Source organism: Geobacter pickeringii, assembly GCF_000817955.1.
Classification (GTDB): domain Bacteria; phylum Desulfobacterota; class Desulfuromonadia; order Geobacterales; family Geobacteraceae; genus Geobacter; species Geobacter pickeringii.
The window spans coordinates 2,430,892-2,442,500 of the sequence record NZ_CP009788.1 but is presented as its reverse complement, the minus strand read 5'-3'; the positions used below and the strand labels follow the sequence as shown (position 1 = coordinate 2,442,500).

Below are 11,609 nucleotides of genomic sequence, written 5' to 3'. Positions count from 1 at the left end.
TGCCCGGCACTGGAGGTGGATCACTCTCTGCCGGGGTTGCGGGTCACACGTGTTCTGGACCGACTAGCTTCGACCCGTGGCCTGCCCAAGGTCATCACCGTGGATAACGGTCCGGAATTCATAAGCAGGGCAATGGATGCCTGGGCTTACGAGAAAAAAGTAAGGTTGCGCTTCATTCAGCCGGGGAAACCGGTACAGAACGCTTATATTGAAAGCTTCAACGGCAAACTGCGCGAGGAATGCCTCAACGAGAACGTATTCATTGACTTGTACGACGCGAGAAAAAAGATCGAAGCATGGCGCAAGGACTACAACACATTCCGGCCGCACAGTTCGCTGAACAATTTGACGCCGGAAGAATTTGCCAACTCTTTACCCCAACAAGGCCAAATCACTAACTTCCAAATGGCTGAATGATGGGGGGAAGGTCAAATCTCGCTGCATACAGAGTGTGCACTTCTAAAGTCATCTTTATTGATATTGTGGCATCGAGCTAAAATGTTATTCTTAAGCGACAATCGGCCATGACAGAGAGGTGGAATTGTATGTTGTTAGAAATGCATTGTCATACTGCTGAGCATTCTGAATGCAGTTCCATATCGGCCTGCGAACTGGTGCGACAGGTGTACGCCAAGGGGTTGCAAGGAGTTGTGTTCACCGACCATCATTTTTTGTGGTCCGATGATGCCTTGAGACAAGTTCGCCGCGGCGCCGAAGTGCCGGACCATTTTCTTGTCCTCTCCGGCCAGGAGGTTTCCTCCGCCGAATGTGGCGATGTGTTGGTGTATGGAGCGACGAAGATATTTCCTCCCCGTACGTCACTCGTTGATATTCGGGACGAATTTCCCGAGGCAGCACTGGTATGGGCCCATCCCTACCGAAAGGGACGGCAGCCGACAGTTGCGACGCTTCGAAATGCGCTTCTGGACGGTATAGAGATTTTCAATTCCAATCACACGGTCCTCGAGAACAGCCGGGCCTTGCGGGATTGGCACCAGCATCGGTTTACGGCCATTGGCGGCACCGATACGCACGGTAGCAGTTATGCGGGGCTCTATCCGACGATATTCGATCATCCCATGAAGAATATATTTGATCTGGCAACTGAAATTAGACATGGTCGCTGCCGCCCTTTCCTTAAGGAAATTCCGAGGTCTGGCGCAAACAGCCTTGTTACGGAGGTTACGTTCGGAACCAAGGGAAAAGACGAAGTTCGTGAGCGCCTGATTATCAAGGAGATTACATCGGCTCACAAGTGGAGGTCAGAAGAGCGAGCCCATGAGATCATGGCGCATCTTATCAAGCACGGTTTCGCGGATGGTGCGTATCGCGTCCCCCGTCCCATTGATGATGATCCCGATTCGATGACCCTTATCGAACAGGGACTGCGAGCTAAATCGTTATACGATAAGCTGCTGACGTCCAATTCTTTCGACGGGCGTGAATATATTGAGCGGGCCGCAGCCTGGCTCGCCCGGCTGCATAATTGTCGGCTTCAAATCACCTCTCCCGATGAATTCCTTGTAAAAGAAGAGGCAAGGCTTGAGAAGTATCTTGAGCGGTTTACCGATATTTCCCATCGACATACACGCAAAGTAAGCGACATAATAGGCGCCTTGCGGGACGCCGAGCGCGGAGTCGTCCAGGCATCCGCCGGCCTTTTGGTCCAGGGACATGGTGATTTCCATCCCAAAAACATCTTTGTAGGGCAGGATTCGCAGGAGGATCGTTCAACCCTCTTTGTGGCGGCAATCGATTTCGAAAGTTCCCTCGTCCTTCCCTGCGCCTTTGATGTCGGTTGTTTTCTGGCCCAATTTCACAACCAGTTCTTCGCCCACCCGGACATTCTGCAAAGGTACCCAGAACAGATTTTTCTCGATACATACCTGGGCAACTCGGTCGGGATCGAATCCGATTTTTTGCGTCAGGTGGAATTGTTTCGAGCCCGTACAAACATGAGTATTGCCGCGTATTTGATCAAGATCGGGATGGGGGAGAGCGAGAACCTCTGGCGTGTAATCGTGGAGGCCGAACGAGCTCTGGGGCACGTCTGACAAATTCAAGGCGATGAAGGGGATTGTTTAATACCTGACAATTGCGCTATAGTATTTAAAATTGAAATTTCAGGAGGAGCCTGTATGTGGGATTACACTGACAAGGTCCGGGAACATTTCCTGAACCCGAGAAACGTGGGAGAAATACAGAATGCCGACGCCGTGGGCGAAGTCGGCAGCCTTGCCTGCGGCGACGCCCTGAAGCTTTATATCAAGCTCGACGACCAGAAAGAGCGGATCGCTGACGCAAAATTCCAGACCTTCGGCTGTGCCAGCGCCATTGCCTCATCCTCTGCCCTTACCGAGATCATCAAGGGGCGGACCCTTGATGAGGCCCTCGCCGTGACCAACCAGGAGATCGCGGATTTTCTGGGTGGCCTTCCCGAGGAGAAGATGCATTGTTCCGTCATGGGACAGGAGGCGCTTGAGGTTGCGATCGCCAAATACCGCGGCGGCCCGGTTCCGACTCATGGGCACGATCACGTGCACGACGAGGTGGAGGAGTCTGGAGAGATCGTCTGCAAATGCTTCGGACTTACCGACACGTTTCTGAAGAAGGTAATAGCCGCCAACAAGCTGACAACCGCCGAGCAGGTGACCCATTTTACCAAGGCAGGGGGAGCCTGCGGAGGCTGCATCCCCAAAATAAAGGAGCTGATCGATGAAGTCCTGGGCTCTCAGCCCAAGGCAGAGCAGAAGAGACCCGAAAAGCTCACCAATCTCAGGAAGATGCAGTTGATTCAGGAGACGCTCGAAAAGGAGATCCGGCCGTTGCTGTGGGCTGACGGCGGCGATCTGGAACTGGTCGACATCTCCGGGAGCGAGGTTCAGATCGCGTTCCGCAAGGCGTGCGCCGGTTGCGCCTCGTCGGGGAATACGGCAAAATTTGTGGAATTGAAGCTGCGCGAGCTCGTGGCCGAAGATATCGTTGTCCTGGAGGTAGAGGGATGAACGAAATCTACATGGACAACAACGCCACCACCAAGGTGGACGAGGCGGTTTTCAAGGAGATGCGTCCCTATTTCTGCGAGTTCTACGGAAATCCGAGCTCGATGCACTTTTTCGGTGGTCAGGTGCAGAAGAAGGTCGACGAGGCACGGAACCGCGTTGCATCGCTCTTGGGAGCGTCACCGGACGAGATCGTCTTCACTGCCTGCGGCACCGAGAGCGACAATGCGGCGATCCGCTCCGCCCTGGAGGTATTTCCCGAGCGCCGCCACGTCATCACGACACGGGTCGAGCATCCGGCGGTCCTGACCCTGTGCCGCAATCTCTCCAAACGGGGCTACCGGGTGACGGAACTGAACGTGGATGGGGAGGGGCGGCTCGATCTCGATGAGCTTCGCCGTGCCGTCGACGAGGATACCGCCATCGTTTCGGTCATGTGGGCCAACAACGAGACCGGCGTGGTGTTTCCGATCGAGGAGATCGGGGCGATCGTCAAGGAAAAGGGGAAAGGGGCTTTCTTCCACACCGATGCCGTGCAGGCCGTCGGCAAAATCCCGCTGAATATGGCAACTTCGACGGTGGACATGCTCTCCCTGTCGGGACACAAACTCCATGCACCCAAGGGAATCGGCGTCCTCTATCTCCGCAAGGGGGTGCCGTTCCGGCCGTTTCTCGTCGGCGGACACCAAGAGAAAAACCGGCGGGCCGGCACCGAAAACACCGTCGGGATCATCGCCCTCGGCAAAGCGTGCGAACTGGCGGCCCGGCACATGGACGACGAGAACACGCGGGTGAAGGGGATGCGTGACCGGCTGCAGCGCGAGCTTCTCTCCCTCATCCCCCACGCCCGGATTAACGGCGGAGCCGCCGAGCGCCTGCCGAACACCCTCTCCATCGCCTTCGAGTATGTCGAGGGTGAGGCGATCCTGATGCTGCTCTCCGAGAAGGGGATCTGTGCCTCGTCCGGAAGCGCCTGTACCTCGGGGTCGCTGGAGCCGTCCCACGTCCTGCGGGCCATGGGGGTTCCCTTTACCTGTGCCCATGGTTCCGTCCGCTTTTCGCTTTCCCGCTTCAATACCGACCAGGATGTCGATGCCATCATTCGGGAATTGCCGCCGGTGATCCAGCGGTTGCGCGAAATGTCACCCTTCGGGCGGGAGTTTCTTAACCGCTGAGCAGTATCAGCAGCACCGATAAACACAAAGGGGGCCTGTCAGTGACGGCCCCCTTTCGTCTGTCTGGCCTCGGACGGTCTTTTCCCGCTACTCCCGGCAGACCTCGGGATTGCGGCAGATCTCCATGAGGGCCTCGAGGGCGTTGGTGATGGTGAGAATCCCCACGAGACTGTCGCTGTCGTCGACCACGAGCACGCCGTTGAGCTTGCGGTCGTGGAGCAGCTTGACGGCGTCGGTGAGATCGGTGTCGGGCTTCACCTTGTAGGGGGTAGGGTTCATCGCCTCGGTCACCGGGGTCTTGGAGAGGATGTAATGGATCTCCCAGGTGTCGAGGGAGGTCGCCTTGCTCGGCTTGAAATCTGCCACCATCTTCTCGGTCAGGATGCCGACGATCTTTCCCTTGTCCATGATCGGCAGCCGCCGGATGTTCTTCTCCTTCATGAGGTGGACCGCCTCGATGACCGTGGCGTCCTTTTCGATCGTGATGGGGGTCTGCGTCATCCACCGTCCCACTTTGGTCATTTCTGTTTCTCCTTTCGCTTACATGCCGAGGAACGCTTTTTTCACGTGTTCATCGTTCAGCAGCGCCTCGCCGGTGCCCGAGAGCACTACCCGGCCGGTCTCCAGAACGTAGGCCCGATGTGAGATCCTGAGGGACTGGAAGACGTTCTGCTCCACGAGGAGGATCGTCACCCCCTGTCTGTTGATCTCGGTGATGATGTCGAAGATGAACTTCACGAAGAGCGGCGCCAGCCCCAGCGACGGCTCGTCGAGGAGGAGCAGCTTCGGGTTCGCCATGAGTCCCCGGGCGATGGCGAGCATCTGCTGCTCGCCGCCGCTCATGGTGCCGCCAAGCTGTCGGGCCCGCTCCTTGAGACGGGGGAAGAGGGTGAACGCCCGGTCGATGTTGGCCTCGCGGTCGCCGCGGGAGCTCTTGATGTAGGAGCCCATCCGGAGGTTTTCCAGGACGGTCATCTCGGGGAAGATCTTCCGCCCTTCGGGGACCTGGACGATCCCCTGCTCCACGACCTGGTGCGGTTCGAGCTTCGTGAGATCCGTCCCGTTAAAGGTGAGGCTCCCCGACGTAGGTTTGACGAGGCGGGAGATGTTTTTCAGGGTGGTCGATTTCCCGGCGCCGTTGGAGCCGACGACGGTGACGATTTCTCCCTGGTTCACCTGCAGATCCACATCCCAGAGGACCTTGAGGTCGCCATAGCTGAAGTTGAGCGTGTGTATGGTGAGCATGAAAGAACCTCGAATCCCTTAATGTTCGCTGCCGAGATAAGCGTCGATGACCGCCTGGTTGGTGACGATCTCCTCCGGCGAGCCTTCGGCCAGCTTTTCGCCGGAGTTCAGGACCACAATCCGGTCCGATATCCGCATGATCGCCTTCATGTCGTGCTCGATGACCATCTGGGTCACGCCGCGCTTCCTGATGTCGAGGATGAGCTGGATGATCTCCTCGCTCTCCGCCGGGTTGAGCCCCCCCATGACCTCGTCGAGCAGGAGGAGTTCCGGCTTGGTGGCCAGGACCCGGGCCACCTCCAGTTTCTTCCGTTCGCCGATGGGAAGCCCCCCGGCCAGGAAATCGGCCTTGGATTCCATTCTGACGACCCTGAGCTGCTCCAGTGCCATCTCGCGGGCAATTGTGAGGGAGTTGGTGCGGCAGAGCGCCCCGACCATGACGTTGTCGAGTACCGACATCTTGGCGAGGGGGCGCACCTTCTGCCAGGTGCGGGCCATGCCGAGCCGGCAGACCCTGTTCGGCTCCAGGCCGTTCATCCTCATCCCCTTGAAGAGAACCTCGCCCCGCGAGGGGGGATAATAGCCGGTGATGCAGTTGAAGAGGGTCGTCTTGCCGGCGCCGTTGGGGCCGATGAGCCCCATGATCATCCCTTCGGCCATCTCGAAGGAAACATCGGCATTGGCGGCGAGACCGCCGAAGAACTTGCTGACGTGCTTGATCTCCAGTATGGCTCCCATCAGGCGTTCCCCCTGTTGCGTGCAGCGAAAAGTTTCCTGAAAAATCCGAGGACCCCGTCGGGCATGAACATGATGACCACCACCACGAGGATGCCGTAGATGAGGGCGTGGGCGTGGGCCAGGTTCTCCTTGAGAAAGACGCCGACCCCCGATTCCTCGTTGGCGAGGCCCGCCTTGAAGATCGCCTGGGCGATGAGGTTGCTCCGCAGCGCCTCGGAGAGCGGGACGAGCACCAGGGAGCCGACCACCGGCCCGTAGATGGTGCCGATGCCGCCGATGATGCAGATGAGGACGATCTGCACCGAGATGTCCAGTGCCAGGACCGTCGGCGGATCGATGAAGCCGATGTAGATGGCGTAGAAGCTCCCGGCCAGGGAGGTGAAGATCGCCGAGAGCACGAGCGCCACGTTCTTGTGGAACGAGAGGTTGATCCCCAACGAGTGGGCCGCGTCCTGATCCTCGCGGATCGCCTGGAAGTAGTAGCCGAGCTTCGAATGCTGGACGAGCCAGGTCACCAGGATCGTCACCACCGCAAAGCCGAGGCCGATGTAGTAGAAGGGCACCTTGCTGAGAAAATCGGTCACCACCGTACCGCCGATGGTGAAGGGGGGGATTTCCGTCGCCAGGATTCCCTCGGCGCCGTTGGTGAGCTCCTTCAGGTTCATGGCGCAGAGCCGCATGACCTCCGCCACGGCGATGGAGGCGAGAACGAAGTACGGCCCCCGGAGCCGGAAGCAGATGCTCCCGATGACGAGCGCCACCACCACGACCACGGCGACGCCGACCCACATCCCGATCCAGGGGGGGATCTGCTTGTACTGCATCAGCATCATGGTGGTGTAGGCGCCGACGCCGAAGTAGGCGGCATGGCCGACGGAGTACTGCCCCGTGTACCCGCCGAGGATGTTCCAGCTCTCCCCCATGATGGTGCTGAGGAAGAGGAGGATCATGATGTGGAGCGCGTAGGGGCTCTCCACGAATTTCGGGAAGATGGCGAGGCCCGCCAGCACCACGATCCAGAGGGAGATGGCGACGGGCGAGAAGCCCCGGTCGCTGTTCAGTCTGTTCAGTATCGCTCTCATGTATGTCGACTCCGCTACATGCGTGATTTGCCCATCAGGCCCGACGGCTTGAAGAGAAGGACCAGGAGGAAGAGGACGTAGACCACCACGTCCTTCCAGCCGGAAGAGATGTAGACCGCGCTCATGGATTCGGCGACGCCGATGATGATGCCGCCGAGGGTGGCGCCGACGATGCTCCCCATACCGCCGAGGACGGTGATGACGAATGCCTTGAGGGTAAAGGTCCCCCCCACCTGAGGGAAGATGTAGTACGTCGGCGAGATGAGCGCGCCGGCGGTGGCGGCCAGGGCCGAGCCCATGCCGAAGGCGAGGATCGACATCCACTGGACGTTGATCCCCATGAGCTGGGCCGCCTCCCGGTCCTGGGCCGTGGCCCGGATTGCCTGGCCGGTGTCGGTCTTCATGAGGAACCAGTAGAGGACGGCGGTGATCGCCGCGGTGATGAGGAACGAGATGGCCAGCGGCTCCGAGATGGAGATCCCGCCGAGGGAGAAGCTGCTCGACGAGTAGGAGGTGGTGAGTATCTGGTAATCGGAGGTGTAGATCAGCATCATCGTGTTGCTCATGATGAGGCCGAGGCCGATGGTGAGCAGGATCTGGTTCTGGGGAAGCGCCCCGAGCATCCGGTTGATGAAGAGCTTCTGGAGGAGGCCGCCGAAGACGAACATCACCGGGATGCAGATCAGGACCGACACGTACGGGTCGATCCCGAGCCTGGTGAAGAGGTTCCAGGTCAGGTACATACCGAGCATCAGGATTTCGCCGTGGGCAAAGTTGATGACCCGCATGACGCCGAAGATTATGGTCAGGCCGATGCCGATCAGGGCGTAGACGCCGCCGATCAGGACGCCGCTTATGAGCGATTGAAGGAAAACGATCATAGAGAACTCCGGTAAGGCTGAGGGCTGACGACTGAAGGCCGACGGGTTCTCACCCCTGGCCTTCAGTCGTCAGTCTGGGTTACTTCCAGCCCGTGAAGGGGAAGATGGGCTTCTTGGTGGCGAACTTGGTCGGGAAGACCGTCTCGTAACTGCCGTTCTGGAGCTGTTGCACCAGCATCTGGTGGTTGTTCTGGTTGGTGAACCCGGCGTAATCCTCGAACTTCACGTCGCCCATGATGCCGCTCCATTTCCCTGCCTTGAGGGCGGTGCGGGTCTTGTCGCGGTTGCCGGCGGACTTGGCGGCGGTCTCGGCCATGATGATCATCGACTCGTAGGCGCAGGCGGCGTGGTAGGTCGGCTCCTTGCCGAACTTCGCCTTGTAGCGCTTGAAGAAATCCCGGGCTCCGGGCCAGTTCACGTCCTCGGTCCACTGGGTGCAGGAGAAGACATTGTTGGAGATCTCCCTCTCCTTGGCAAACTGGACGGTGGTGAAGCCGGCGCCGCCGCCGAGGAACGCCTGGGGCTTGAGCCCCACCTCTTTTGCCTGACGCATCAGCAGGATGGCGTCGGCCACGTAGGAGACCATGAAGACTAGATCGGGGTTCTTGGACTTGATCTTGGTGAGGGTGGAGCGGTAGTCGGGCGATCCCTTGGAGTACGGTTCGTCGGCCACCACGTGGATCCCCTTCTTGGCCACGTACTCCTTGGCAGTCTTGGTGGTGGAGGTGCCGAAATCGGTGTTCTCATAGATAAAGGCGACGGTCTTCGGCTTACCCATGGCGAGCGCCCCGTCGATGAGCGACGCGGCATACTGGTCCGCCGGCGCGTTCATCCGGAAGACCCACTTGAACCCCTGGCGGGTGATCTCCTCCTTGGCGGCGGCGGGAACCAGCAGCGGCACCTTGTACTTCTCGGCCAGCTTGGCCACGGCGTTGGAGCAGGCCGAGGTGTAGGGGCCGACCACGCCCGCCACGTTGTCGCGGGTGGCGAGCTTCTCCATGGCGCTCATGGCGATCTGGGGCTTGCCGGTGTCGTCCTCCCAGACGAGATCGACGTTGATCCCCTTTTTCTTGAGATCCTCCTGGGCGAGCTTGATGCCGTTGGTGAGGTTCTCGCCAATGGGGGCCTCGGGACCGGTCATCGAGTTGATGACCCCGATCTTCACGTTGGCTGCCGTAGCCAGGCCGGGGAGGGCGAAGCTGGCGGCCAGGACGCATGAAACGAGCTTCTTCATCATGGTTCTGCCTCCTTTGGTGGTGTTGACTGACACACTGTTAGAATAGCACTTCAAATCACGTTTTCCATGCCGACGGGGTGGCCACAATCCAGCGGGTGGCGCCATCATCACGGAAAACGGTTTCGTGAAATTATGTTTTATTTTAAGCAATGACAATGCCATCCATAACCGTTTTGGTAACTTGCGGAAATGACATTAAACGCAATTGGAAAACATGCTTTTATGGTTCAAAACAGCGGAGCATGTGGCTGAAATTGGCCACCGCGAGTGGCCGTTTTCCGCCAATTGGAATTCCGGTGTTGACTTGAAGCCTGGCGGGCCTTTATCTTCAGGCACGAAGGTTACGAAGCGGGAAGGGCATCTTCGCGAAGCAGGGGAAATATCATGGGATACCGGAATCTACAGGAATGCGTGGCGGATCTGGAGCGGCGACGGGAGCTGATCCGCATTGAGACGGAGGTTGATCCGAACCTCGAAATCGGCGCGGTTCAGCGTCGGGTCTACCAGGCGGGCGGACCGGCCCTGCTCTTCACCCGGGTGAAGGGGTGCCGGTTCCCGATGCTCGGCAACCTCTTCGGAACCCTGGACCGGACGCGGTATATCTTTCGGGATGCGCTGGACGACATCCGGCACCTCGTGGAGCTGAAGATCAACCCGGTGGCGGCCCTCCGGAACCCGCTGGAATATCTGGGGGTACCGCGGGCGGCGCTGCACCTCCTCCCGAAGAAGGTTTCCCGGGGGCCGGTCCTCGCCAGCCGGACCACCATCGACCAGCTGCCGCAACTGAAATCATGGCCCATGGACGGCGGCCCCTTCGTGACCCTGCCGCAGGTCTACTCGGAAAGCCCCCTGCGCCCCGGATTCCGCCACTCTAACCTCGGGATGTACCGGGTTCAGCTCGGCGGCAACGACTACCGCCTGAACGAGGAGGTCGGCATTCATTACCAGATCCACCGCGGCATCGGCGTCCACCATGCCGAGGCGATCGGGCGGGGGATGCCGTTTCGTGTCAGCGTCTTCGTCGGCGGCCCCCCCGCCCTCACCGTCGCCGCGGTCATGCCGCTTCCCGAGGGGCTGCCGGAGCTCTCCTTCGCCGGTCTCCTCGGCGGACGGCGCCTGGAGATGGTGGCGCCCCAAGGCCAGCTCCCCATGCCGGCCGAAGCCGACTTCGTCATCACCGGCACCATCGATCCGGCGAAGACCCTCCCCGAAGGTCCCTTCGGCGACCACCTCGGCTACTACAGCCTCGTTCACGATTTCCCCGTGCTGCGGGTGGAGAGCGTCTGGCACCGTCCCGACGCCATCTGGCCCTTCACCACCGTCGGTCGCCCTCCCCAGGAGGACACCACCTTCGGCGCCTTCATCCATGAACTGACCGGACTCCTGATCCCCGAAGTCCTGCCGGGGGTGAAGGCGGTCCACGCCGTCGATGCAGCCGGGGTTCATCCGCTGCTGCTGGCCATCGGCTCCGAGCGCTATGTTCCTTACGCGGAATCGCGCCAACCGCGGGAACTCCTGACCATCGCCAACGCCATTTTGGGCAACGGCCAGCTCTCCCTTGCCAAGTACCTCTTCATCTCTCCCCACGAGGACAACCCCCCCGACATCCACCATGTGGACGCATTTCTCCGCTTTATGCTGGAGCGGGTCGACTGGCGGCGCGATCTCCACTTTCAGACCCGCACCACCATCGACACCCTCGACTACTCGGGGAGCGGCCTCAACGAAGGGTCAAAGGTGGTCATCGCCGCTGCCGGCGAGAAGCGCCGCGAACTGCCGGCCGAGCTCCCCGCCGGTCTCCGCCTCCCCGAAGGGTTCAGCACCCCCTGCGTCTGCCTCCCCGGAGTCCTGGCGGTGCAGGGGGGCGCCTTCGCCGAATCCCGCGACCTGAACCGCTTCTGCTCGTTCTTCGCTCCGGACGACCCCATCAACCGCTTTCCCCTGATCGTCATCTGCGACGACAGCGACTTCACCGCCCGAACCCTCAACAACTTCCTCTGGGTCACCTTCACCCGCTCCAACCCCGCCACCGACATCTCCGGCATCGGCGAGCAGACCCGCGCAAAGCACTGGGGGTGCGAGGGGTCGCTCGTCATCGACGCCCGGATTAAGCCCCACCATGCGCCGCCGCTGGTGGACGTGCCTGAAATCGAACGGCGCGTCGATGCCCTTGGCGCCGCCGGCGGGGCGTTGCATGGGGTCATATGAAGCGGTGCAGGAAAGGTCATGACGGGTTGATTCGATTGAAT

11 protein-coding genes (1 of these 11 running past the window's edge) are annotated in these 11,609 nt (G+C 60.0%); 5 read left to right on the top strand and 6 right to left on the bottom strand.

The window, feature by feature from the left end:
- The 4 genes from GPICK_RS10960 to nifS form a co-directional block, all read left to right on the top strand.
- Window positions 1-417, top strand: a protein-coding gene (locus GPICK_RS10960) for an IS3 family transposase (protein WP_407920188.1); it begins 701 nt to the left of the window's first position. Within the gene, window positions 1-417 belong to an annotated coding region that runs on past the window's edge; the region does not span the whole gene.
- A 128-nt stretch (window positions 418-545) separates the two neighbouring features.
- The gene (locus tag GPICK_RS10955) at window positions 546-2,054 is read left to right on the top strand and encodes a phosphotransferase (RefSeq protein WP_039743165.1); all 1,509 of its coding nucleotides are present in this window, start codon (window positions 546-548) and stop codon (window positions 2,052-2,054) included.
- Between the two features lie 84 nt (window positions 2,055-2,138).
- On the top strand, window positions 2,139-3,005 hold the full coding sequence (gene nifU, locus GPICK_RS10950; RefSeq protein ID WP_039743163.1) for a Fe-S cluster assembly protein NifU: 867 nt from the start codon (window positions 2,139-2,141) through the stop codon (window positions 3,003-3,005).
- Complete coding sequence (gene nifS, locus GPICK_RS10945) at window positions 3,002-4,177, top strand: cysteine desulfurase NifS (RefSeq protein ID WP_039743160.1); 1,176 nt, start codon at window positions 3,002-3,004, stop codon at window positions 4,175-4,177. Before nifU ends, nifS begins: the two co-directional genes overlap by 4 nt.
- A gap of 87 nt (window positions 4,178-4,264) precedes the next feature.
- Here nifS and GPICK_RS10940 read toward each other — a convergent pair whose 3' ends face one another.
- The 6 genes from GPICK_RS10940 to GPICK_RS10915 all read right to left on the bottom strand — a co-directional run bounded on the left by GPICK_RS10940 (window position 4,265) and on the right by GPICK_RS10915 (window position 9,360).
- Entirely contained in the window at window positions 4,265-4,699 is a 435-nt protein-coding gene (locus GPICK_RS10940; RefSeq protein WP_039743159.1) for a CBS domain-containing protein, read from the bottom strand.
- Between the two features lie 18 nt (window positions 4,700-4,717).
- Window positions 4,718-5,422 carry an ABC transporter ATP-binding protein gene (locus tag GPICK_RS10935; RefSeq protein WP_039743156.1) on the bottom strand — a complete coding sequence of 235 codons (705 nt, stop codon included), beginning with the start codon at window positions 5,420-5,422 and terminating at the stop codon, window positions 4,718-4,720.
- An 18-nt stretch (window positions 5,423-5,440) separates the two neighbouring features.
- Window positions 5,441-6,160, bottom strand: a complete 720-nt coding sequence (locus tag GPICK_RS10930; RefSeq protein ID WP_039743154.1) for an ABC transporter ATP-binding protein — start codon at window positions 6,158-6,160, stop codon at window positions 5,441-5,443.
- On the bottom strand, window positions 6,160-7,242 hold the full coding sequence (locus GPICK_RS10925; protein WP_039743153.1) for a branched-chain amino acid ABC transporter permease: 1,083 nt from the start codon (window positions 7,240-7,242) through the stop codon (window positions 6,160-6,162). The genes GPICK_RS10930 and GPICK_RS10925 overlap by 1 nt, the downstream gene beginning before the upstream one ends.
- Window positions 7,243-7,256: 14 nt before the next feature.
- On the bottom strand, window positions 7,257-8,123 hold the full coding sequence (locus GPICK_RS10920; RefSeq protein WP_039743151.1) for a branched-chain amino acid ABC transporter permease: 867 nt from the start codon (window positions 8,121-8,123) through the stop codon (window positions 7,257-7,259).
- 79 nt (window positions 8,124-8,202) lie between these two features.
- A complete protein-coding gene (locus GPICK_RS10915) occupies window positions 8,203-9,360 on the bottom strand; it encodes an ABC transporter substrate-binding protein (RefSeq protein WP_039743149.1) in 1,158 nt (385 codons plus the stop codon).
- A 384-nt stretch (window positions 9,361-9,744) separates the two neighbouring features.
- Between GPICK_RS10915 and GPICK_RS10910 the strand changes: the two genes are divergently transcribed.
- A complete protein-coding gene (locus tag GPICK_RS10910; RefSeq protein ID WP_039743147.1) occupies window positions 9,745-11,568 on the top strand; it encodes a UbiD family decarboxylase in 1,824 nt (607 codons plus the stop codon).
- Window positions 11,569-11,609 lie beyond the last annotated feature (41 nt).

Excerpts from the sequence above, each read along its gene's own strand:
- GPICK_RS10955 (WP_039743165.1), top strand. The coding sequence starts at position 546 with ATGTTGTTAGAAATGCATTGTCATACTGCTGAGCATTCTGAATGCAGT.
- nifU (WP_039743163.1), top strand. The coding sequence starts at position 2,139 with ATGTGGGATTACACTGACAAGGTCCGGGAACATTTCCTGAACCCGAGA.
- nifS (WP_039743160.1), top strand. The coding sequence starts at position 3,002 with ATGAACGAAATCTACATGGACAACAACGCCACCACCAAGGTGGACGAG.
- GPICK_RS10940 (WP_039743159.1), bottom strand. The coding sequence starts at position 4,699 with ATGACCAAAGTGGGACGGTGGATGACGCAGACCCCCATCACGATCGAA.
- GPICK_RS10935 (WP_039743156.1), bottom strand. The coding sequence starts at position 5,422 with ATGCTCACCATACACACGCTCAACTTCAGCTATGGCGACCTCAAGGTC.
- GPICK_RS10930 (WP_039743154.1), bottom strand. The coding sequence starts at position 6,160 with ATGGGAGCCATACTGGAGATCAAGCACGTCAGCAAGTTCTTCGGCGGT.
- GPICK_RS10925 (WP_039743153.1), bottom strand. The coding sequence starts at position 7,242 with ATGAGAGCGATACTGAACAGACTGAACAGCGACCGGGGCTTCTCGCCC.
- GPICK_RS10920 (WP_039743151.1), bottom strand. The coding sequence starts at position 8,123 with ATGATCGTTTTCCTTCAATCGCTCATAAGCGGCGTCCTGATCGGCGGC.
- GPICK_RS10915 (WP_039743149.1), bottom strand. The coding sequence starts at position 9,360 with ATGATGAAGAAGCTCGTTTCATGCGTCCTGGCCGCCAGCTTCGCCCTC.
- GPICK_RS10910 (WP_039743147.1), top strand. The coding sequence starts at position 9,745 with ATGGGATACCGGAATCTACAGGAATGCGTGGCGGATCTGGAGCGGCGA.